At 60.0% G+C, this 21,487-nt stretch carries 19 protein-coding genes, 1 tRNA gene and 2 pseudogenes; 15 read left to right on the top strand and 7 right to left on the bottom strand.

What is annotated here, in order from left to right; all coding sequences use genetic code 11:
* Nucleotides 1-6 precede the first annotated feature (6 nt).
* On the bottom strand, nt 7-2,181 hold the full coding sequence (gene scpA / locus AW06_RS01000) for a methylmalonyl-CoA mutase (RefSeq protein WP_034944158.1): 2,175 nt from the start codon (nt 2,179-2,181) through the stop codon (nt 7-9).
* 192 nt (nt 2,182-2,373) lie between these two features.
* On the opposite strand from scpA, the gene AW06_RS00995 reads away from it, so the two are divergent.
* Both AW06_RS00995 and AW06_RS00990 read left to right on the top strand, forming a co-directional pair.
* Nucleotides 2,374-3,045, top strand: a complete 672-nt coding sequence (locus AW06_RS00995) for a GntR family transcriptional regulator (RefSeq protein ID WP_034944155.1) — start codon at nt 2,374-2,376, stop codon at nt 3,043-3,045.
* The gene (locus AW06_RS00990; protein WP_273704267.1) at nt 3,042-3,821 is read left to right on the top strand and encodes an enoyl-CoA hydratase-related protein; all 780 of its coding nucleotides are present in this window, start codon (nt 3,042-3,044) and stop codon (nt 3,819-3,821) included. The genes AW06_RS00995 and AW06_RS00990 overlap by 4 nt, the downstream gene beginning before the upstream one ends.
* Before the next feature lie 44 nt (nt 3,822-3,865).
* On the opposite strand, the gene AW06_RS00985 is transcribed toward AW06_RS00990, so the two are convergent.
* The 3 genes from AW06_RS00985 to mutM form a co-directional block, all read right to left on the bottom strand.
* Complete coding sequence (locus AW06_RS00985; RefSeq protein WP_034944152.1) at nt 3,866-4,675, bottom strand: sulfite exporter TauE/SafE family protein; 810 nt, start codon at nt 4,673-4,675, stop codon at nt 3,866-3,868.
* 82 nt (nt 4,676-4,757) lie between these two features.
* On the bottom strand, nt 4,758-6,713 hold the full coding sequence (locus tag AW06_RS00980; protein ID WP_034944149.1) for a dynamin family protein: 1,956 nt from the start codon (nt 6,711-6,713) through the stop codon (nt 4,758-4,760).
* A gap of 75 nt (nt 6,714-6,788) precedes the next feature.
* Nucleotides 6,789-7,616 (bottom strand): bifunctional DNA-formamidopyrimidine glycosylase/DNA-(apurinic or apyrimidinic site) lyase, encoded by an 828-nt coding sequence (mutM, locus tag AW06_RS00975; protein WP_034944146.1) that lies wholly within the window; start codon nt 7,614-7,616, stop codon nt 6,789-6,791.
* 91 nt (nt 7,617-7,707) lie between these two features.
* On the opposite strand from mutM, the gene AW06_RS00970 reads away from it, so the two are divergent.
* The 10 genes and pseudogenes from AW06_RS00970 to AW06_RS00925 all read left to right on the top strand — a co-directional run bounded on the left by AW06_RS00970 (nt 7,708) and on the right by AW06_RS00925 (nt 17,163).
* Nucleotides 7,708-9,462, top strand: a complete 1,755-nt coding sequence (locus AW06_RS00970; RefSeq protein WP_034944262.1) for a tetratricopeptide repeat protein — start codon at nt 7,708-7,710, stop codon at nt 9,460-9,462.
* Between the two features lie 59 nt (nt 9,463-9,521).
* Nucleotides 9,522-10,112: a lipoprotein insertase outer membrane protein LolB gene (gene lolB / locus AW06_RS00965; RefSeq protein ID WP_171047326.1), complete on the top strand. Its 591-nt coding sequence runs from the start codon at nt 9,522-9,524 to the stop codon at nt 10,110-10,112.
* A complete protein-coding gene (gene ispE, locus AW06_RS00960) occupies nt 10,109-10,969 on the top strand; it encodes a 4-(cytidine 5'-diphospho)-2-C-methyl-D-erythritol kinase (RefSeq protein ID WP_138678181.1) in 861 nt (286 codons plus the stop codon). The genes lolB and ispE overlap by 4 nt, the downstream gene beginning before the upstream one ends.
* A 123-nt stretch (nt 10,970-11,092) precedes the next feature.
* Nucleotides 11,093-11,169, top strand: a tRNA-Gln gene (locus AW06_RS00955).
* A gap of 93 nt (nt 11,170-11,262) precedes the next feature.
* A complete protein-coding gene (locus AW06_RS00950; protein WP_034944251.1) occupies nt 11,263-12,213 on the top strand; it encodes a ribose-phosphate pyrophosphokinase in 951 nt (316 codons plus the stop codon).
* Nucleotides 12,214-12,294: 81 nt separating this feature from the next.
* Entirely contained in the window at nt 12,295-12,903 is a 609-nt protein-coding gene (locus AW06_RS00945; RefSeq protein ID WP_034944143.1) for a 50S ribosomal protein L25/general stress protein Ctc, read from the top strand.
* 68 nt (nt 12,904-12,971) lie between these two features.
* Nucleotides 12,972-13,541, top strand: coding sequence for an aminoacyl-tRNA hydrolase (pth, locus tag AW06_RS00940; RefSeq protein WP_034944140.1), 570 nt, complete (start codon nt 12,972-12,974; stop codon nt 13,539-13,541).
* 13 nt (nt 13,542-13,554) lie between these two features.
* Nucleotides 13,555-14,646, top strand: coding sequence for a redox-regulated ATPase YchF (ychF, locus tag AW06_RS00935; protein WP_034944137.1), 1,092 nt, complete (start codon nt 13,555-13,557; stop codon nt 14,644-14,646).
* An 873-nt stretch (nt 14,647-15,519) separates the two neighbouring features.
* Nucleotides 15,520-16,401 (top strand): annotated as a pseudogene (locus AW06_RS00930) (calcium-binding protein); the annotation flags it as partial.
* Between the two features lie 189 nt (nt 16,402-16,590).
* The gene (locus AW06_RS00925; protein ID WP_246148672.1) at nt 16,591-17,163 is read left to right on the top strand and encodes a DUF4214 domain-containing protein; all 573 of its coding nucleotides are present in this window, start codon (nt 16,591-16,593) and stop codon (nt 17,161-17,163) included.
* 26 nt (nt 17,164-17,189) lie between these two features.
* Here AW06_RS00925 and AW06_RS19605 read toward each other — a convergent pair.
* From AW06_RS19605 to apaG, 3 genes and pseudogenes are all read right to left on the bottom strand, one after another.
* Nucleotides 17,190-17,383: pseudogene (locus tag AW06_RS19605) on the bottom strand (type II toxin-antitoxin system ParD family antitoxin); the annotation flags it as partial.
* Nucleotides 17,384-17,458: 75 nt separating this feature from the next.
* Nucleotides 17,459-17,737, bottom strand: a complete 279-nt coding sequence (locus AW06_RS19600; protein ID WP_273704266.1) for a hypothetical protein — start codon at nt 17,735-17,737, stop codon at nt 17,459-17,461.
* 326 nt (nt 17,738-18,063) lie between these two features.
* Nucleotides 18,064-18,447 (bottom strand): Co2+/Mg2+ efflux protein ApaG, encoded by a 384-nt coding sequence (gene apaG, locus AW06_RS00910; protein WP_034944131.1) that lies wholly within the window; start codon nt 18,445-18,447, stop codon nt 18,064-18,066.
* A 145-nt stretch (nt 18,448-18,592) separates the two neighbouring features.
* Here apaG and rpe point away from each other — a divergent pair, with 145 nt between their 5' ends.
* From rpe to trpE, 3 genes are read left to right on the top strand one after another with little or no spacing between them, the layout of a single operon-like run.
* Entirely contained in the window at nt 18,593-19,282 is a 690-nt protein-coding gene (gene rpe, locus AW06_RS00905) for a ribulose-phosphate 3-epimerase (RefSeq protein WP_034944128.1), read from the top strand.
* Nucleotides 19,279-19,965, top strand: coding sequence for a phosphoglycolate phosphatase (locus AW06_RS00900; RefSeq protein WP_034944125.1), 687 nt, complete (start codon nt 19,279-19,281; stop codon nt 19,963-19,965). The genes rpe and AW06_RS00900 overlap by 4 nt, the downstream gene beginning before the upstream one ends.
* A complete protein-coding gene (gene trpE, locus AW06_RS00895) occupies nt 19,962-21,434 on the top strand; it encodes an anthranilate synthase component I (RefSeq protein ID WP_034944121.1) in 1,473 nt (490 codons plus the stop codon). Before AW06_RS00900 ends, trpE begins: the two co-directional genes overlap by 4 nt.
* The last annotated feature ends 53 nt before the right edge of the window (nt 21,435-21,487 follow it).

Raw genomic sequence — 21,487 nt, 5'->3', positions numbered from 1 at the left:
CGCCGTTCAGGCAGTCACTTGCGCACGGGCCTTGCGGATTTCCGCGAGGACGGTCATCGCCGAGTCCTCGATGCGGGTACCGGGACCGAAAATGGCCTTGGCGCCGGCGGCGAACAGGAAGTCATAGTCCTGCGGTGGGATCACGCCGCCTGCGAAGACAATGATGTCGTCTGCTCCCTGATTTTTGAGGGCCTGCACCAGTGCCGGCAACAATGTCTTGTGTCCGGCGGCGAGCGAGGAGACACCGACGGCGTGCACGTCGTTCTCGATCGCCAGACGGGCGGCTTCCTCGGGGGTCTGGAAGAGCGGGCCGACGTCGATGTCGAAGCCGAGGTCGGCAAAGGCGGTGGCGACCACCTTGGCCCCCCGGTCGTGGCCATCCTGGCCGAGTTTGGCGATCATGATCCGCGGCCGACGGCCTTCTTCTTCGTTGAACTGGGCAATCTCGGCCTTGAGCGTTTCCCAACTGGCCATTCCTTCGACGACTGCGCCATAGACCCCCGAGACGGTCTGTTGCGTGGCGCGGAAACGGCCAAAGATTTTTTCCATGGCGTCCGAGACTTCGCCAACCGTGGCCCGCAAGCGCATCGCCTTGACCGTGAAGTCGAGCAGATTGCCTTCACCGGTTTCGGCGCAGCGCGTCAGATCGGCAAGCGCAGCGTTGACCTGGTCGGAATCACGGCTTGCGCGCACCGACTTCAGGCGCGCGATCTGCGCATCGCGGACGGCGTTGTTGTCGATATCGCGAATATCGATCATGTCTTCCTTGGCAAGTTTGTACTTGTTCACGCCGACGATCACGTCCTTGCCGGAATCGATACGCGCCTGCTTATCGGCCGCGCAGCCCTCGATCTTCATCTTCGCCCAGCCGGATTCAACAGCATGTGTCATGCCGCCCATCGCCTCGACTTCCTCGATGATCTTCCAGGCTTCATCGACCAGATCCTGCGTCAGCTTCTCCATCATGTACGAGCCGGCCCAAGGATCGATGACGTTGGTGATATGCGTTTCTTCCTGAATGACCAGTTGCGTGTTGCGTGCAATGCGCGACGAGAATTCGGTCGGCAGTGCGATTGCTTCATCGAGGGCATTGGTGTGCAGCGACTGCGTGCCGCCGAAAACTGCGGCCATTGCCTCGATGGTGGTTCGCACGACGTTGTTGTATGGGTCCTGTTCGGTCAACGACCAGCCCGAAGTCTGGCAGTGGGTACGCAACATCATCGATTTCGGACTCTTCGGCGAAAACTCCTGCATGATCTTCCACCACAGCAGACGGGCGGCGCGCAGCTTGGCCACTTCGAGATAGAAGTTCATCCCGATGGCAAAAAAGAACGACAGGCGGCCGGCAAAGAAGTCGACGTCGAGGCCGGAGGCAATCGCCGTTTTGACGTACTCGCGTCCGTCAGCCAGCGTGAACGCGAGTTCGAGCGCCTGCGTGGCGCCCGCTTCCTGCATGTGATAACCCGAAATCGAGATCGAGTTGAATTTCGGCATATGGTTTGCGGTGTAGCCGATGATGTCGGCGATGATCTTCATCGACGGTTTCGGCGGGTAAATGTAGGTGTTGCGAACCATGAACTCCTTGAGGATGTCGTTCTGGATCGTCCCCGAGAGCTTATCCTGCGGTACGCCCTGCTCTTCGGCAGCAACGATGTAACCAGCGAGGATCGGCAACACGGCGCCATTCATGGTCATCGACACCGAGATCTTTTCGAGCGGGATACCGTCGAAGAGGATCTTCATGTCTTCGACCGAATCAATTGCCACACCCGCCTTGCCGACATCGCCGGTGACGCGCGGATGATCGGAGTCATAACCGCGGTGTGTCGCCAGGTCGAAAGCCACAGAGACTCCCTGACCGCCGGCGGCCAGGGCCTTGCGGTAGAAAGCGTTCGATGCTTCGGCGGTCGAGAAGCCGGCGTACTGACGAATCGTCCACGGACGCACGGCATACATCGTTGCCTGCGGGCCGCGCACGAAGGGAGCCAGACCGGGCAGCGTGTCGGTGTACTCCAGACCTTCGACATCGGCCTTGGTATACAGCGGCTTGACGACGATTCCTTCCGGCGTCACCCAGTTCAGTGCGTCGACATTCCCACCAGGCGCCGACTTGGTGGCAGCCTTCTTCCAGGCATCGAGATTTGCAGAATCATTTTTTGCAGCATTGTTCGCGTTGGACATGACGGAACCTTTCGAGAAATCTGTGGATTGAGGGGGCACTTCCGCTGAGGACGCACGAGCCATGATGCCCGGGGGGTCGCGCTGCGCAGATTATTTTAATGCTTGACACCCCGTTCAACGAATAATACTGTATCCATAATTATGAAAGCAAGGTCCCTTGGGGGACATGAACAAGGCCGCGAAAAAAGATCAATGGTTGCGAGTCGTATAGCTCAGACCGCCCTCTACCAGGAAGTCGCCGAAAGGCTGAGGCAGCGCATCTTTTCTCACGAACTGCCGCCGGGAACGCGTATCGACGAGCAGTTGTTGACCGTCGATTACGGCATCAGTCGGACCCCTTTGCGCGAAGCACTGAAGGTTCTCGCTGCCGAAGGATTGGTGACGCTCAAGCCACGCCGCGGCTGTTACGTGACCGAGATCTCCGAGCAGGATCTGGACGAGATTTTTCCCTTGATGGCAATGCTAGAAGGACGTTGCGCACTCGAAGCGACGAAGCGCGTACAGCCCGAGCAGATCACCAGACTCGAAACGATCCACCGACAACTCGAACGCTTCGCGGGCACCAATCAGATCGAACGGTTCTTCGTGGCGAACCAGGAGTTTCACGCCCGCATCCAGGAATTGTCCGGCAACCGCTGGCTACAGCAGGTAATCCAGGATCTGCGCAAGGTGCTCAAGCTGACGCGCCTCTTTTCGCTGAGCATCGAAGGTCGTCTTCAGCAGTCTCTGGCGGAACACACTACCATTCTTGAGGCCATCAAGGCCGGTGACGCGGCGCGTGCACAGAACCTGATGCACGATCACATCCTGTCCGGACGGGAGGCTCTGGTCAGAAGTTCCGTTCATCAGGAATGGGTGGCGTGACCGGCAACATCCTCTGCACGCGTGAGGCTGCCATCGCGACCGTCACGCTGGCCAATCCGGGCAAACGCAATGCGCTCGACCTGGCGATGTGGCGGACTCTGGCTGCAGTGGTCAGCGAGCTGTCTGGAGACGAGCAGGTGCGCTGTGTCGTGCTGCGTGGCGACGGTGAGCAGGCTTTCGCAGCGGGTGGTGACATCGATGAGTTCCTGAGCCAGCGCGATACCCTGGAACGTGCAATGGCCTATCATGAACAGGCAGGCGCCGCCCTGCAGGCGGTTTTCGACTGTCGTCACCCAACGATCGCGCTGGTGCAGGGGGCGTGCATCGGGGGCGGGCTGGAGATCGCCGCGCAGTGTGACCTGCGCATCTGTGGGGAGTCGGCGCGCTTCGGGGCGCCGATCAACAAGCTCGGATTCTCGATGTATCCCGTCGAAATGGCGAGTCTGCTGCGTCTCGCCGGGCCGGCGACGGTGCTCGAAATTCTGCTCGAAGGGCGCATTCTCGGATCAGGAGAAGCCCTGTCCAAGGGCCTCGTCACGCGTGTCGTCAGCGATTCCGAGGTCGTTCCGGAAGCCTACGCGAGTGCCCGGCGGATCTGCGAAGGCGCGCCGTTGGTCGCCCGCTGGCACAAACAGTGGGTGCGCCGGCTGCAGCACGACCGGCCACTCGGCGAGCAGGAACTGCGCGCTTCGTTCGCTTTCCTCGACAGCGAAGATTACCGCGAAGGTTTGTCGGCTTTTCGCGAAAAACGCAAACCGCAGTTCACTGGTCGCTGATCACTCACTCCGACGACCAGCCCGCTGCACCCCCTTTGGGTTGCTCACCCCTTTCCGACGAAGAGTCCCCACAGCATCTTGGCCGCCAGCAGGATCAGGACACCGGCGAAAACACGTTTCAAGGTGGCTACCGGCAGGCGGTGTGCCAGTCTCGCCCCGAGCGGGGCTGTCAGCATGCTCGCCGGCACCAGCCAGATCAGGGCCGGCAGATATACGTAGCCGAGACTCCATGGTGGCAGCTCGGCGTGCCCCCAGCCATTGAAAATGTAGCCCAGCGAGCCGCCCAGCGCGATCGGAAAACCGACCGCCGCAGAAGTGCCGATGGCATGCTGCACGCGCACATTGCACCAGGTCAGGAAGGGCACGGTCAACGCACCACCACCTATGGCGACCAGCGCCGACACCGCACCGATGCCGCTGCCGACAGCAAACACGCCGCCGGCACCCGGCAACTCGCGTGCCGCTTTCGGCTTCAGGTTGAGGATCATCTGAACGGCCACGCAGCAGACGAAAGCCGTAAAAAAAACGGCCAGTGGTTTGGCCGGGATACTCGCGGCGAAGAGCGTGCCAAGCAGCGTCCCGACAAGAATTCCCGGCGTGATCTGGGCGACGATCTTCCACAGCACCGCACCATGCTGGTGATGCGCACGCAGACTGGCCAGCGAGGTGAACAGGATCGCCGCCATCGCGGTTCCAAGGGCCAGATGGAGAACTTCCGTCGGCGGGAAGCCCGCCTGGCTGGCAAACATCATGGTCAACGCAGGGACCATCACCAGTCCGCCGCCAATGCCGAGCATGCCGGCAAAGAAACCAGTAAACAGACCCAGCGCAACATATGACAACCACCAGAGCAACTTCGAATCTCCTCATCTGCATCTGCCAGGATTCTCCGCCCCGGCCCACGGTCATGGCGATTCGAGCCCTCCGGTCACTGTTTCAGGCAACGCTTAGCATCTCCTCGCGGTTCACCGTCTGCTGCAGGATCTCGCGAAAATTGTCTCTGATCTGACCAAGTACAGTCAACTGCAGCAGCAGCTTGCTCTCGACCTGTTCCAGTTCATCGATCCGCTCTTCGAGCGAATCGGTCGCCTGGTGAATCCGCTTGATGCTTTCCAGCCGGCGCTTGAGTTGAATCTGATGTTCGCGAATCTGAACCTCCAACGGCAACATGATCGCCTTCAGCCATGTTTCGGCATCACGATTGGCATGCTCGAAAGCCTTGCGTACCTGCACCGCCACCTCCTCGAAGAAGCGTTGCGTGAGCTGGCTCTTTTCGTGCGTCAGCAACTGGAAAACAGAATTGATGTGGGTATGGCACCATTGATCGAGGCGGTCGATTTCCTTCTCGTACTTCTGCAGCGAGAAAGCGGTCGGCGTCCCTAATTTGAGACCATGTTCAACAGCGAATTTCTTGTAGATGGCCTCCATCATCGTCATGATTTCTGCGACCTCTGCTCTCGAACTGGCGAGATTGCCGCGCGCAACCGTAAAGAAGCGATCAATCGCGCTGGTTAGCGTGCTGGAAAAGGTGGCTGTCACCATCGCATCACGCGTCGAGGTGCTCAACAGACGCAATGCATCCAGCCCGAGATGCGCAAAAAGCTTGTTGCTCAGTTGTGAAAAGACGCTGCGCACCGCGTAGTAGCGCTGCAGACCGGATTCAAATTCCTCCTTCTCGCCTCGCACCTTGCCCATCATGTACTCGACGACACCCTTGTTCTTGCCTCGAAGATCCGCCAGCTCGCCAAGCTGTTCGCGCAGACCGGCGAGGCGCGATTCAAGCAGGCTGTGGGTCCGCTGATGACAATCGGCAAACTCGACATGGATGTTGTCGCGAACGACCTCCTGCTTGGCCGGGATCAACTCCTCGGAAAGGGCACGCTCAAGCCTCGTCAATTGGCTGCGCTGGAGCAATTCGGGATCATCATTGATCTTGGCTACCAGCGCCTTTTGTGCCGAAACCGGAAAAATCTGATCCTCCGGCAAATCAAGGGCCCACGCGCAGGTGTCGACCTGTCTGGTAATTTCCGCGTCGATTTCTTCCGCTGATTTGAGTTCGTCCCACAAGCTGTCGATCTTGTTGAGCACGACGATGCGGCCCTTCTTGCGGCCAACGGGGGTGCCGATGTATTCGCGCCAGACCATCAGATCGGACTGAGTCACCCCGGTGTCAGCGGCCAGAATGAAGAGTACTGCATGCGCGTTGGGCAGCAGGGACAGAGTCAGTTCGGGTTCCGTGCCAATCGCGTTGAGACCGGGGGTATCGAGGATGACCAGTCCCTGCTGCAATAGGGGATGCGGAAAATTGATGATCGCATGTCGCCAGCGCGGGATTTCGACGTCACCCTGTTCATCGATGCGCAACGTGGCAAGCTCGCCATCCGTCATGGCAAAGCCGAGTCTTTTGGCCATTGCCAGGTCGACGCGGATGACGTCACTGACATGGCGAAGCGCCTCCTGCATGGCTTCAGCGGAGCTGGTGTCGATCGGGATTCGTTCCCATTGGCCAGGCAAGTGCTTGTATTCGCTGATACTGCTGTTGGATTCACGGCTCTCTATGGGCAACAGTTCGATCGATGGCGGCTTCGCTCGGTCGTACATCAACTCGGTTGGGCACATCGTCGTACGTCCGGCTGTCGAGGGCAGAATGCGGTTGCCGTAACCCGCGAAGAAAATGGCGTTGATCAACTCCGACTTGCCGCGTGAAAACTCGGCGACAAATGCGACATGCAGGCGATCTTCTCGTAACTTGTCACGCAGTTGGGCAATGCGCCGATCGATCTGCGCGTCTGTCAATTCGTTCTCGACGAGCCAACCTGCGAACTTTTCAAGCACTCCGGAGATGCGCGCACGCCATTCGCTGTAGGCGGCAAAATGTTGGGCAAGCGTCATGGCAGGTTCCAGCACAAGGCACAGGTTTTCACTCTACCACAAGGTCGTGTTCAATCAGCGACATAGACCGACAACTCAACGTTGGCAGGACGGGCAGTAGAATGTCGAGCGACCTGCCTGGCGAATAACCCGTATCGGTCTGGCGCAAGTCAGGCAGGGCTCACCCGCGCGACCATAGACCCTGCAGGAAAGCTGGAAGCAGCCGGCACCACCATCGCTATGCACATAGTCGCGGACACTGCTGCCACCGGCGGCAATGGCGGCCTCCAGCGTTGCACGAATGGCATCCACCAGCACACGGTAGCGCAGACGGCTGATCCGATCACTGCTGCGCAGTGGTGATACACCAGCTTGATGGAGACTTTCGGCAGCGTAGATATTGCCGATGCCAACGACCAGACGACCATCCATCAGCAAAGGTTTGATCGGCACCCGGCGGCGGCGCGTCGCCGCATGCAGCCAATCACCGTTGAAATCCTCGGAGAGCGGTTCGATGCCTAGATGGGCGAGGGCCGGATGCTTTTCGACACCGCAACCCTCGTGCCAGAGTAGCGCCCCGAAGCGGCGCGGATCGCGAAGACGCAGAACGGTATGCGCGAAAACCAGATCAAAGTGATCGTGCTGCTGTGCCGGCGTAGCCAGCGATACCAAGCGCAGACTACCCGACATGCCGAGGTGAAGGAGCAGCCAGCCACCACCACAGGTACTCTGACAGTCCAGCAGAAGATATTTGCCACGCCGCAAGATGGCCTCCACACGCAGACCGGCCAGACGCGCATCGATCCCGGCCGGAATCTCGTGCCGCAGCCGCGGCGTGCGCACCACCGCGCCAATGATCGATTGTTGGGACAGGCAAGAGAGCAATCCTTGCCTGCTGACTTCAACTTCCGGAAGTTCTGGCATTGCTGCTACTGCGAAAAGTCCATAACATGCGCAAATTATGACGCAAAGTCGCCTTCAGTTCCTGCAACGGTCCAAGGCAAGCAAGGAAATCATGAAATCGATCAAGAATACCCTCCTCTGCACGGCTCTGGTGCTTGCCTTCGGTGTGCCAGCCCTGGCTGCCACCGACCTCCCCTCCGGGAAAAGCAAATCGACAGGGCGTGAGTTCAAGCGCAGTGCGCCGGAAACCATCGCGCCACGTTTTGACGATCAGGAGTACAAGGAGCTCACCGTGCAGGTGGTCTATCAGGTCCTGCTCGCCGAAGTGGCTCTGAAGCGAGGCAAAGCCGAGTTTGCCAGCCAGGCCTATGCCGACCTGGCCGTGCGCACCCGCGACCCGGCTATTCTGGCAAGAGCGACTGAGGTGGCGGGATACGCGCGTCGTTACGATCTGATCCTCGACCTCGCTCGCTTGTGGTTGCAGGTCGAGCCTGCCTCGAAGCGTGCCCAACAGGTGCTGGTCGGGGTAATGATCATGTCCAACCAGTTCGATGGCCTGGCCCCGCAATTGATCCAGATGCTGGAGGCCGACAAGGAAGCGCTACCGGGCAACCTGTTGGCGCTGAACCGGATGTTTGCCCGCAGCCAGGATCGCCAGGCAGTCCTGCAGTTGATCATCAAGGTCTGCGCACCATTCCTGGACCGGCCCGAGGCGCATTACGCCATCGCCGTCGCTGCCAGCGCAGCCGGTGACCACACCCGCGCACTCGTCGAAACGCGACGTGCTATAGAGTTGCGCCCGGACTGGGAAGCAGTGGCCCTTCTGGAAGCACAGCTGATCGCCCAAAAATCATCCACCGAGGCCATTGCTTCGCTGCAACGCTTTGTCGAACATCATCCGCAAGCACGCGAGGTGCAACTGTACCTGGCGCGCGCACTGGTAGGCGAAAAGCGTTATGGCGAAGCCAAAGCGCAGTTTGAGCGCTTGCTTCTCGCCAACCCGAACAACCCGGATGTGGTTTTTCCGGTGGCCATCCTGGCTCTGCAGGAAAACGACAGAACACTTGCCGAAACGCAACTCAAACACCTGGTGACGCTCGACATCCCTGACAAGAGCGCGGCCTACTTTTACCTCGGTCAGCTTGCCGAAGAGGGCAAGCGTGCTGACGAAGCATTGGCCGCTTACCGACAGGTTGGCCAGGGCGAGCACTATCTTCCAGCGCAGATTCGCAGTGCCGGCATCCTCAACAATCAGGGCAAGCTCGATGAGGCGAGACGCCAGCTGCGCGATGCAGCAGCCCAGAACCCGTCGTCACGCGTCCAGTTGTCCATTGCCGAGGCCGCCTTGCTACGCGATGCGAAGCAGACAGAGACGGCGCTTGCCCTGCTCGACCAGGAGCTAGGTACGCAGCCGGAGCAGCCCGAATTGCTCTATGAGTCGGCGCTGCTGGCCGAGAAACTCGGACGCCTGGAAATCATGGAAAGCCGCCTGCGCAAACTGCTTGAACTGCAACCTGAAAATGCACAGGCCTACAACGCACTCGGTTACGCCTTCGCCGATCGCAACATACGGCTGCCTGAAGCCCGGCAACTCATTGAAAAGGCTCTGCAACTGGCGCCCAATGACCCTTTCATCCTCGACAGCATGGCCTGGGTTCTTTATCGGCAAAGCGATCTCGAAGGCGCACTAGCTCTTCTGCAACGCGCCCTGGCTCTGCGCTCCGACCCCGAGATCGCGGCACACACAGGGGAAGTGCTGTGGATGCTCGGCCGCAAGGATGAAGCCCAGCGGACCCTGCGCGAGGCACACAAAAAGGACCCGGCAAACGAGGTGCTGAAGGAAGCGATCAGGAGGTTCCTGCCCTGATCGGAAAACGCCTGCAGCTTGGCCTGATCCGATGCAGCCGTGCAGTCCTGAGCGCACCATTGATCGTCGTCGGCGTGCTTGGGCTGAGTGCCTGCTCCGCACTGGGGCCAGAAGCTAGCGCACACCCACCGGTCGCCATCGCACGAGACCACCTGCAGGGCTTCGCGCTAACCGGCCGCTTTGCGCTGCGCCAGGAAGGAAAGAACTACCCTGGTCGCCTGTACTGGCGTCATGACGGCGACCGCGACGAGTTGCTGTTGTCCTCGCCGCTCGGGCAAGGCCTGGCGGAGATCGTCAGCGATGCTACGGGCGCACGCCTGACCGGTAGTGATGGCAAGTCGCATACGGCAGCGACTGCCGATCAACTACTGCAGTCACTCCTGGCCTACCCCCTGCCCTTGAGCAGACTGCCCGACTGGCTGCGTGGCTGCAATCCTGATAACGGCGACATGGCACTGGACACCCTCGGCCGCCCGCTTCGCCTGCGGCACGAGGACTGGCTGATCCACTATGAGTACGACAGCGACGACCCACAGGCCCTCCCCAACCGCTTGTTTGTCGAGCGCGAAGGCGGCCTTGAACTGCGCCTGCGCATCGAGGAGTGGCAGATGTTGCCGACTGCGCTGCCTGCCAAGTCCTGCACTCAATGACTTCCAACCACCAAGCCTGGGACTGGCACAGCATTTATCCGGCGCCCGCCAAACTCAACCTCTTCCTGCATGTCGTCGGCCGCCGTGCCGATGGCTATCACCTGCTGCAGACAGTGTTCCGCTTTCTCGGCCATGGCGACCGGCTGCGTTTCTCGCCGCGTGCCGATGGCTTGGTGCGTCTGGCAACGCCACTTGCAGGCGTGGCACCTGATCAGGAACTGAGTGTTCGCGCCGCCCGCCTGCTCCAGGCTGAAACCCATTGCCCGACCGGCGTCAACATCAGTATCGAAAAGCACCTGCCACTCGGCGGCGGTCTCGGCGGCGGCAGCTCAGATGCGGCGACGGTCCTGCTGGCGCTCAATCACCTCTGGAAACTGCATTTGCCGCGCCGGCACCTCCAGGAAATCGGCCTCGCTCTCGGCGCCGATGTGCCGGTCTTTGTTTTCGGACGCAACGCTTTTGCCGAAGGCATCGGCGAAACCTTGCTGGCAGTCGAACTGCCGCCGCGCTGGTATGTGGTCCTCGAACCGCCACTGCAGGTGCCGACTGCAGCCATTTTTGGCGCACCGGAACTCAAACGCGATTCGCTCGCAATCAACCCGTTGTCATGGCGTCCCGGCTTCGGTGGCAACGACCTGGAAGCCGTAGCCTGTGCCCGCTTTCCGGCGATTGCCGAGTACCTCGCTGCCTTGTCAATGTCTGCCCCTGCGCGCATGAGCGGTTCTGGTGCCTGCGTTTTCGCCGAGTTCGCAAGCCGCGAACAGGCCGAGAACTCCTTACGGCAATTGCCCGGCACGATGCGTGGCTGGCTAGCAACTGGCCTGGACCGGCATCCCTTGTGCGAACTGGCGAGTTGAAGCCACGACCACCTCAGAGCCGACCACCACCGAGCACGTGCGCCTTGATTACACTTGTGCTTGCTGAATAATCCCCGGTATAATCCGCGCCTCGTTCGCGATCGATGCGATGCGAACGATCGCTGGGGAGTGGCCAAGTTGGTTAAGGCACCGGATTTTGATTCCGGCATTCGAAGGTTCGAATCCTTCCTCCCCAGCCATTTCATTTCTGTCAAAGCGGGCAGGCGGTGATGGCTGCCCGTCTTGCTTTATACGGCGCCGAGAATTCGTTCGCGCGCCACGGGAAGCGCAGCATGGCCTACGACAGCCTGATGGTATTTACCGGCAACGCTAACCCGGCACTGGCTGCCGATGTCGTCAAGCGTCTCAACATCTCTCTTGGTCGCGCCCACGTCGGTCGTTTTTCTGACGGCGAGATCAGTGTCGAAATCCAAGAACATGTGCGTGGCATGGACGTGTTCATCCTGCAATCGACCTGCGCGCCGACCAATGAGAATCTGATGGAGCTGCTGGTCATGGCCGACGCGCTCAAACGCGCCTCGGCCGCCCGAATCACAGCCGCCATCCCCTATTTTGGCTACGCCCGCCAGGATCGCCGCGTACGCTCGGCGCGCGTTCCGATCGCCGCCAAGCTGGTTGCTGACCTGCTGACGGCTGCCGGGGTCCACCGGGTCCTGACCATGGACCTGCATACCGAGCAGATCCAGGGCTTCTTCAACATCCCCGTCGATAACATCTACTCGCTGCCGATCATGCTCGGCGACGTCTGGAAGAAGAACTTCGATCATCTGATGGTCGTCTCGCCCGACGTCGGCGGGGTCGTCCGGGCACGGGCGCTGGCCAAACGTCTCGAATGCGACCTGGCGATCATCGACAAGCGTCGCCCGAAAGCCAATGTGTCCGAGGTCATGAACATCATCGGCGATGTCGAGGGTCGCACCTGCGTGATCATGGATGACCTGGTCGACACCGCCGGCACCTTGTGCAAGGCGGCAACCGCGCTCAAGCAACATGGCGCCAGGCAGGTCCTTTCCTACTGCGTCCATCCGGTACTTTCGGGCCATGCCGTTGATCGAATCAACCACTCCGATCTCGACGAACTGGTCGTCACCGACACCATTCCGCTGAGCCTGGACGCGCTCAGTTCGCCGCGCATTCGCCAGCTTTCGGTAGCCGAGGTGATGGCCGAAACAATTCGCCGGATCAGCAACGAGGATTCCGTTTCATCGCTCTTCATCGAGTAAGGCGCTCTGCGCCTGCCGTAGCGATTTCTCTCACCCCCTGCCTGGTCGCGGGCGGGGCTTGTCTCACATCAGGAGCTGTCCATGAAGTTTGAATTTGACGCGCGCAAGCGCATCCTGCAGGGGTCCGGAGCGAGCCGCCGCCTGCGTCGCCAGAATCGCGTGCCGGCGATCGTTTACGGAGGCTCGGTGGCACCGCAGTTGATCGACCTCGATCACAACGAAATTCTGCTCAACCTGCGCAAGGAAGCGTTTCATTCTTCCGTTCTGACGCTGAACATCGATGGCCGTATCGAAAGTGTCGTGCTGCGTGACTCGCAGATGCACCCCTGGAAGCCACTGGTCCTGCATGCGGACTTTCAGCGGGTCGACATGACCCATGCCATCCACCAGCGTGTACCTCTGCACTTCATCAACGCCGACATCGCACCGGGAGTCAAGATCAGTGGCGGTCACGTCGCGCACGTCCACAACGACATCGAAGTAACCTGCCTGCCACAGGATCTGCCGGCATTTATCGAAGTCGACCTGCAGAACCTCCAGGCTGGCCACTCGATCCATGCTTCCGAGCTGGTTTTCCCGGCGGGAGTCACCCCGGTCCTGCATGGCGAGGATTATGTACTGGTGTCGATCCCGGCCAAGAAAGGCAGTGACGACTCCGATACAGCCGAGGGCGCAGCTACTGCCGGCTAAACCCGAAAACCTCATGCCCGGCCGCCGTCCGGCACCCAGCACCCACGGCCGCCTGGGCAATCCATCGCATGCCACCACCCCGTCTGATCGTCGGCCTCGGCAACCCCGGCAAGGAATACGAAGATAACCGGCACAATGTCGGCTTCTGGTTCATCGACCAATTGGCGCGGCAATTGCAGGCCCCGCTGACGCCGCAGGGCCGGTTCCTTGGCCGCGTTGCCCGCATCGGCGAGCTGTGGCTGTTACAGCCGATGACCTATATGAACCTCTCTGGCCAGGCAGTCGCCGCGTTGGCGCGTTTCTACAAGATCGCCGCCGACGAGACCCTGGTCGTACACGATGACCTCGACCTGCCGCCCGGCACTATCCGACTCAAACAGGGCGGCGGCAACGGCGGTCACAACGGCCTCAAAGACATCCAGGCCCGCCTCGCGAGCCCGGATTTCTGGCGACTGCGACTGGGAATCGGACATCCCGGCGAGCGCGCAGAAGTCGTCAACTATGTCCTCAAGGCACCCCGACGTGAAGAACAGGATCTGATCGACCCGGCCATCGATCGCTGCCTGACGGCCTGGCCCCTGCTCGCCACCGGCGACTATGCGGCCGCGCAACGGCAACTGCATCTCAAGACCATTTAATATTGGAATCCCAATGAGCCTCCAGTGCGGTATCGTCGGTCTGCCGAATGTCGGCAAATCCACCCTTTTCAATGCCCTGACCAAAGCCGGCATCGCCGCCGAGAACTATCCCTTCTGCACCATCGAACCCAATGTCGGGATTGTCGAAGTGCCCGATCCGCGCCTGCAACAGATCGCGGCGATCGTCAGGCCACAGCGCATCCAGCCGGCAATCGTCGAGTTTGTCGATATTGCCGGTCTGGTTGCCGGCGCTTCCAAGGGTGAAGGCCTGGGTAACCAGTTCCTGGCCAATATCCGCGAAACTGACGCCATCGTCAGTGTCATCCGCTGCTTCGACGACGACAATGTCGTGCACGTCTCGGGGCGCGTGGATCCATTGTCGGACATCGAAACCATCCTGACCGAACTGGCTCTCGCCGACCTCGCATCCGTCGAACGCACGCTCAATCGCGAGATCAAGAAGGCACGTGCCGGCGACAAGGAAGCGCAGAAACTGGTCGGTATTCTCGAACGCCTGCTGCCCCATCTCAACGACGGCAAACCAGCGCGCACGCTGACCCTCGCCGCTGACGAGAAGGCGCGGCTCAAACCACTGTGCCTGCTGACCATCAAGCCAACGATGTACGTTGGCAACGTTCTCGAAAACGGTTTCCTGAACAACCCGCACCTCGACCGCCTGCGCACACATGCGGCCATCGAGGGTGCACCGGTGATTGCCCTGTGCGCCAAGATCGAAGCCGAACTCGCCGACCTCGATGACGAAGACAAGGCGATTTTTCTGGCCGATCTCGGGCTCGAAGAACCCGGGCTGAACCGCCTGATCCGCACAGCCTACCAGTTGCTAGGTCTGCAGACCTACTTCACGGCCGGCGTCAAGGAGGTGCGGGCCTGGACCATCCACGTCGGCGATACCGCCCCGCAGGCCGCCGGAGTCATTCATACCGACTTCGAAAGAGGCTTCATCCGCGCGCAAACAATCGCGCTGTCTGACTTTCTCGCCTGCAAGGGCGAGCAGGGAGCCAGAGAAGCCGGCAAGATGCGCGCCGAAGGCAAAGAATACGTCGTCAAGGACGGCGATGTCTTGAATTTTCTGTTCAACGTCTGAGCCTGGGTAGCAGGATCAAGGCGCCACATACCAGTAAAAATAACGCCAGTTCGGGATAATGAAGCCCGAAATTTAGCGCCAAGTCATTGATTGTAAAATGATGATGGGGCATTTTGTCTTGCTAGTTTGGGTGCACGCCCTCATCAACCCCGGCACACGGAGTCCCTCATCAGGGACAATATTCCCGAGACTTACTGCCGGATCGACGACTGTTACAAAGCGTTCGAACCTCAACTCAACGCCCGACTGCTACCCGACGGTAAGCGCCATCGTTTGCGCAAGGGCAGCCTGTCCCTGCCGGAGTGGATGACGCTGGTGCTGCTGCTCCATTAGATTCGCTACCGGCAGCTCAAAGTATTCTACCTCGATCATATGGGCCAACACCTGCGCGCCGAATTTCCCCGGCGACCGTCGTATCAGTGGTGTGTCGAGGAACTACCACCCTGCGCAATCGCGCCAGTAGATCGTTACGTTAAATAGGTTAACCTCAGTTCGGGATAAGGAAAGCGGATCCGATCATTTGTAATCCATTAATTTAAGAATGATAGTTAGGCCTACTAAGGACTCCAACAGGTGTCGAACATCCGGCTTTGAGCTTCCCTCCTTAGCCCAACCTACAAATTTTCTGGAAAATTACGGAGAATCAATAGCGTATAAGTCGCTTATCCCGAACTCACGTTATACGTTAGGGCATCGTTCCCTGATGCTCTAACGTCCAAGAAGGTCGATAACAGTTGATGTGAAGGTCGCGTCAGCGACTCAAGAGTCTTCATTCCCCACTCGCGAGGGAGCATACTATAGTATGAGATTGTTGGCTGAGTTCCGCCTCATCATCTTGTCTCTTGGCTATTCTCCTGGAAGGAGTATCCCATCATGAGCTTTCACCTATTCCGGATCAACGAGTTGTACTCCAACCTCAACGGCACGATTCAGTTCATCGAACTGAAGGTTGGCAACTTCAACGGCGAATCGCATTGGGCCGGTGTGGCGATCAGTTCATCCCGCGAGGGGGTGACCCATACCTTCACCTTCCCCAGTGACCTGCCAAGCAGCGGTACGGCTAACAGATCGGTACTGGTCGCCACGCAGGCATTCGCAGACCTTGGTCTGGTCACTCCCGATTTCATTGTGCCGGCTGGTTTCCTGTTTACCAGCGGCGGCAGCCTGAACTTTGGCGGGGTGGATACGGTCGCCTACCCTGAGCTGCCCGTCGACGGTGTTCACAGCCTGGCGCGCAACGGCGATCAGGTCAGCGCCACGCCCACTAATTTTTCCGGCACCTCGGTGAGCGTGCCCGTGCTCAACCCGCTGGAGATCAATGGCAGCAGCAACAACGATGTGCTTACCGGCACGACCAGCAACGAGCGGATCGACGGACTGGCCGGCAACGACACCCTCAGCAGCGGTGGCGGCAATGACATCTTGCTGGGCGGCGCCGGCGATGATGTCATCCACAGTGGCAGCGGCAACGACGCAATTGACGGTGGTGACGGCTATGACTACCTGTATTTCAGTGCCGCCACTGCGGGGGTGGTGATCAACCTGGCGATCGGCAAGGCAAACGGCGGCGCCGGATCGGATAGCATCGCGGGCGTCGAGCTGGTATTCGGCTCCAGCTTCAATGACAACTTCATTGGCAATGATTCTTCCGTCGGGTTCCTGGGAGGAGACGGCAACGATACCATCACCGGTGGCGCAGGCCGCGACCACCTGGAAGGGAACGGCGGTGACGACACCATCGACGGACTCAGCGGGGTCGACATCGTCGCTTATTACAGCGCAGCGTTTGCCGTCAATGTCAACCTGACGACCGGTCAGGCCTCCGGTGGGCTAGGGAAAGACACCCTGCGCAATATCGAAGACGTGACCGGCAGCGTTTTTGGCGACACCCTGACCGGCAGCGCCGGCGATAATCGCCTGGAAGGATCAGACGGCAACGACACCTTGATCAGTACCCATGGCAACGACGCGCTGGATGGTGGCAATGGCGTCGACACGCTGGTCTTTTCGCTGGCGCGCAGTACCTATACGCTACAACGGTCGGCAGGCGGTACGTATTCGATCGAGAAGCCTGACAGCGCCGGAACAGACGCTCTGGTCAGCGTCGAGCGCCTGCAATTCGCCGATCGGAAAGTCGCATTGGACCTCGACGGCAATGCCGGCAGCACGGCCAAGGTTCTCGGGGCTGTGTTCGGTGCGGACTCGGTCTACAACCTCGCCTACGTAGGCATCGGACTGGGCCTGCTCGATGGTGGCATGTCCTATCAAGACCTGATGCAACTGGCACTGGACGTCCGCCTCGGCGCCAGCGCCACCCATCAGGCGGTGGTGAACCTGCTCTATACCAATGTGATCGGGAATGCCCCTCCACCAGACGACCTGGCCTTCTTCACCGGCCTGCTTGACAGCGGAACGCTCACACCAGCTGGTCTGGGTGTGATTGCTGCCAATACCCAGCAGAACGCGGTCAAGATTGATCTGGTGGGGCTACAGGAATCCGGCATCGCGTTTGTCTGAGGCTGCCGCTCCCAGCAACCCAGCGGATAAGCAGCATCTGCTGGGCCTGCAGGAGGGGAAGACGCACCAGCCAAGAGCAGACCACGCAGTTGCTGGCGATCCTGATCCTTGCGGATCAGCTCGCGTACGTATTCGCTGCTGGTCCCGTACTGCGCAGCGGAACCTGCTCGTCAAGGAAGGTCTTGAGTGCATCAGGCAAGGAAATATTCATCGTGCTCATGGCGCCGGTTGATGCCCGGGGGTGCCTGGAAAAGTCATGGCCGTTCTGAGAAGAGCCGCTGACACGACTTTCACCTTAAACGCGTTTCAAGCGAATCCGTCTGAACCAGCCGGCCGCCAGCGCCGGCTGGTCGCTTTCGAGAACCAGTTGTGGCGTCTGCTCGAGCACTTCCTCAAAGACCACGTCCAGCCTTGTCGCAATGCGACGGACCACGGGATTGAGCAGTGGCCGCACAGGCGCCCACCGCCTTCGCTGCAGGAACTTGTCGAAGATCAGCACGCTGCCGCCGGGTACCAGTACACGTGCCGTCTCATTGAGGCAGGCGAGCGGATTCGGCAGGACAGCGAGGATCAAGTGCAGGACGACATGGTCGAAACTGCCGTCGAAAAACGGTCAGCGCTGCGCATCCTCCTGAACACAGCAGAAATCAAGCGGACAAGCGGAGCCGCACGCGGCGCTGCCCGGTGCAGTATGGCATGCTTCAAATCGATACCGGTATAGCGGTGCTGCGTTCGCAAGAACGGCAGGTCAAGGCCGGTGCCGACGCCACTTGGGAGCACACGCACTGGTGCCTGTGGCAAGCCTGCCTATGCGCGCTGTGCGGGTGGTAGCCGAGAGCACTGCATCGTAGAACGGGGGAAATCAGCGTATAGCTGTGCTTGAGACCCAATCGTCGGCAATCAGTGCAGAACGTGCGGAACAGCCAGGGTGAACTCGGGGATTTCCGCCTCGAACTGCCTGCCGTCGACGGCCGTCAACTGGTAACTGCCGCGCATCGTGCCAACCGGCGTATCGAGCTGGCAACCGCTGGTGTAGGCAAACTTCTCGCCCGGTTGCAGCAACGGCTGCCGGCCAACAACGCCAAGGCCACGCACCTCCTGGACCTCACCGCTCGCGTCGGTGATGATCCAGTGCCGCGAAACCAACTGCGCCGGCACGGTTCCGACGTTCTCGATGGTCATCGTGTAAGCAAACACGTAGTGATCGTTCGCCGGATCCGACTGCTCGGCGATATATTGCGGGATCGCGCTGACGGCGACTCCATATTTCTTGCTTGCGGCCATATGTGCTCAATGTCGGAACGTTCAGAACCGGCATTGCACACCAAACCGAGGGTAATGACAAGCCTGTTGAGAAAGCGGGTCTTTCCTCTCAGCGGACCCGCCTTTTCGCGCTAGAATCCAGTCCAATTTCCCAGAGGTCCCTGCCATGTACGTGATTGCCCCGAGCATCCTTTCTGCCGATTTTGCCCGGCTTGGCGAAGAGGTCGTGAATGTCATCGCCGCCGGTGCCGACTGGATTCACTTCGATGTAATGGACAACCATTACGTTCCCAATCTGACCATCGGTCCGCTGGTCTGCGAGGCCATCCGCCCACTGACGCAGGCACCGATCGACGTACACCTGATGGTCAAACCGGTCGATCGCATCGTTCCCGACTTTGCCCGGGCGGGAGCGAACATCATCACCTTTCATCCGGAAGCATCCGAACACGTCGACCGGACGCTCGCCCTGATCCGGGAGAGCGGTTGTCAGTCGGGGCTGGTGTTCAATCCGGCGACGCCACTCGACTACCTGGATCACGTCATGGACAAGCTGGACATCATTCTGCTGATGAGCGTCAACCCGGGTTTTGGTGGGCAGAAGTTCATTCCTTCCACACTGGCTAAGCTCGCGGCAGCACGCGCCAGAATCGACGCCTATGAGCAGGACAGCGGGCGGCGAATCCGGCTTGAGGTCGACGGCGGTGTGAAGGTCGACAACATCGCCGCCATTGCCCGCGCCGGCGCCGACGCTTTTGTCGCCGGATCGGCGGTTTTCGGCGCCGGCAGCGACAGCGATCGCCACCGCTACAACAGCATACTCGCAGCGCTACGCGGGCAACTGGAACAGCCATGATCTCTTCACCGCTTGCCGTACGCGCCGTACTGATTGATCTCGACGGCACCTTGCTGGATACCGTCCTCGATCTCCATGCTGCTGCCAATGCCATGCTACGTGACCTGGGCCGCAGCGAGATTTCGGTCGAGTCGATTCGCAGCTATGTCGGGCGCGGCATTCCCAACCTGGTCAAGCGCGTCCTGGCAGGTTCGATGGCCGCCGCTGACGATGCCACGCCGACTCCAGCGGAGGCACTGGCCAGCTTCAGGGACCACTACCGTACCGAGAACGGTCGTAATGCCGCCTTTTTTCCTGGTGTTCGCGAAGGTCTTGAGGCATTCAAGGCGCTGGGTTTGCCGCTCGGCGTCATTACCAACAAGGCCGAAGCGTTCACTCTGCCGCTGCTGCAGCGTACCGGCCTGCTACCCTTTTTCGAGGTGATCGTCAGTGGCGACGTCCTGCCGCGTCCGAAGCCCGATCCAATGCCCCTGCTCTGGGCATGCGGCCGCCTGGGTTTCTCGCCTGTCGACGTGCTGATGATTGGCGATTCGGTACATGACTTTCATGCCGGAAGAGCAGCCAGCTGCCCCGTTTTCCTGGTCCCCTACGGCTACAACGAAGGACGAGATGTTCGTGATCTGGCATGTAATGCTATAGTCTCGTCCCTTGCAGAAGCTGCCCAACTCCTGATCCGCGCATGACTGAAGCTTATTTCAATCGCCTCGCTGGCGAAGGCTACAACCGCATCCCGGTGACCCTTGAGACCTTCGCCGATCTCGATACGCCACTGTCCATCTACCTGAAGCTCGCCAACAGCCCCTACAGTTACCTGCTCGAATCGGTGCAGGGCGGCGAGCGCTTTGGCCGTTACTCGATCATCGGTCTGGCCAGCCCGACGCGAATCGTCGTCAACGCGCATCAGGTGCTGGTACTGAACGGCAATCGGATCGCCGAACGCGAAAACGACACCAACCCGCTCGACTTCATCGGCAAGTACATGAAGCGTTTTCGTGCGGCTCCCACCACCGGTCTGCCACGCTTCTGCGGTGGTCTGGTTGGCTGCTTCGGCTATGACACCGTCCGCTATATTGAAACCCGGCTGACACGCTCCCAGAAAGCGGACGACCTCGGAATTCCCGATATCGTCCTGCTGCTTTCGGAAGAAATTGCAGTGGTCGACAACCTTTCCGGCAAGCTGACACTGGTCGTCTATGCCGAGCCTGGCGTTCCCGGCGCCTACCCGAAAGCGCAGGCCAGGCTCAGAGAATTGCTCGCCCGCCTGCGCGAACCGGTACGCATTCCGCCGGAAGCACCGCAATCTTCGCCACCCGCGATCTCGATGTTTGGTGAATCGGAGTACAGGCAAGCGGTATTGAAAGCCAAGCGTTATATCACCGAAGGCGACATCATGCAGGTGGTACTGTCACAGCGCATGAGCAAACCCCTGGCTGCCAGCCCGATGGCGCTGTACCGGTCGCTGCGTTCACTCAACCCGTCGCCGTACATGTTCTACTTCGACTTCGAAGATTTCCATGTCGTCGGCGCTTCACCAGAGATTCTCGTCCGTCTCGAAGGGGAGACGGTCACTGTCCGACCGATCGCGGGCACACGCCGACGTGGCGTGTCCTTCGAGGAAGATCAAGAACTCGCTGCCGAGTTACTCGCCGACGAAAAGGAACGCGCGGAGCACGTGCAGCTCCTCGACCTCGGTCGCAACGACATCGGCCGTGTCGCTCGTGTCGGTACGATCAAGCTTACCGAAAACATGATCGTCGAGCGCTATTCGCACGTGATGCACATCGTCTCGAACGTCGAAGCCAAACTACGGCCAGGCCTGAACGCGCTCGACGTGCTCAAGGCAACCTTCCCGGCGGGAACCGTCTCGGGCGCGGCCAAGGTCCGGGCCATGGAGATCATCGACGAGCTTGAACCGGTCAAACGCGGCATCTATGCCGGCGCGGTCGGTTATCTCGGTTTCAACGGCGACATGGACTTGGCAATCGCGATCCGCACTGCCATCGTCAAGGACGGCCAGCTACACGTGCAAGCAGGTGCCGGCATCGTCGCCGATTCCGACCCGGCATCGGAATGGCAGGAAACGCAGAACAAGGCCCGCGCCGTACTGCGTGCCGCCGAACTGGCTGAACACGGCCTCGATACCCGTATGTAATACAGGATCATCGGCCCGGGGCTGCTCGGTCACGGGTGTGATTCAAAGTGATG

This window comes from Candidatus Accumulibacter cognatus (assembly GCF_000584975.1).
Classification (GTDB): domain Bacteria; phylum Pseudomonadota; class Gammaproteobacteria; order Burkholderiales; family Rhodocyclaceae; genus Accumulibacter; species Accumulibacter cognatus.
The sequence above is the reverse complement of the archived record's forward strand: the minus strand, read 5'-3'. Positions and strand labels throughout refer to the sequence as shown.

What these genes read in the sequence shown, in the direction of transcription:
- scpA (WP_034944158.1), bottom strand. Translation starts at nt 2,181, where the DNA reads ATGTCCAACGCGAACAATGCTGCAAAAAATGATTCTGCAAATCTCGAT.
- AW06_RS00995 (WP_034944155.1), top strand. Translation starts at nt 2,374, where the DNA reads ATGGTTGCGAGTCGTATAGCTCAGACCGCCCTCTACCAGGAAGTCGCC.
- AW06_RS00980 (WP_034944149.1), bottom strand. Translation starts at nt 6,713, where the DNA reads ATGACGCTTGCCCAACATTTTGCCGCCTACAGCGAATGGCGTGCGCGC.
- mutM (WP_034944146.1), bottom strand. Translation starts at nt 7,616, where the DNA reads ATGCCAGAACTTCCGGAAGTTGAAGTCAGCAGGCAAGGATTGCTCTCT.
- AW06_RS00970 (WP_034944262.1), top strand. Translation starts at nt 7,708, where the DNA reads ATGAAATCGATCAAGAATACCCTCCTCTGCACGGCTCTGGTGCTTGCC.
- ispE (WP_138678181.1), top strand. Translation starts at nt 10,109, where the DNA reads ATGACTTCCAACCACCAAGCCTGGGACTGGCACAGCATTTATCCGGCG.
- AW06_RS00950 (WP_034944251.1), top strand. Translation starts at nt 11,263, where the DNA reads ATGGCCTACGACAGCCTGATGGTATTTACCGGCAACGCTAACCCGGCA.
- AW06_RS00945 (WP_034944143.1), top strand. Translation starts at nt 12,295, where the DNA reads ATGAAGTTTGAATTTGACGCGCGCAAGCGCATCCTGCAGGGGTCCGGA.
- pth (WP_034944140.1), top strand. Translation starts at nt 12,972, where the DNA reads ATGCCACCACCCCGTCTGATCGTCGGCCTCGGCAACCCCGGCAAGGAA.
- ychF (WP_034944137.1), top strand. Translation starts at nt 13,555, where the DNA reads ATGAGCCTCCAGTGCGGTATCGTCGGTCTGCCGAATGTCGGCAAATCC.
- apaG (WP_034944131.1), bottom strand. Translation starts at nt 18,447, where the DNA reads ATGGCCGCAAGCAAGAAATATGGAGTCGCCGTCAGCGCGATCCCGCAA.
- rpe (WP_034944128.1), top strand. Translation starts at nt 18,593, where the DNA reads ATGTACGTGATTGCCCCGAGCATCCTTTCTGCCGATTTTGCCCGGCTT.
- AW06_RS00900 (WP_034944125.1), top strand. Translation starts at nt 19,279, where the DNA reads ATGATCTCTTCACCGCTTGCCGTACGCGCCGTACTGATTGATCTCGAC.
- trpE (WP_034944121.1), top strand. Translation starts at nt 19,962, where the DNA reads ATGACTGAAGCTTATTTCAATCGCCTCGCTGGCGAAGGCTACAACCGC.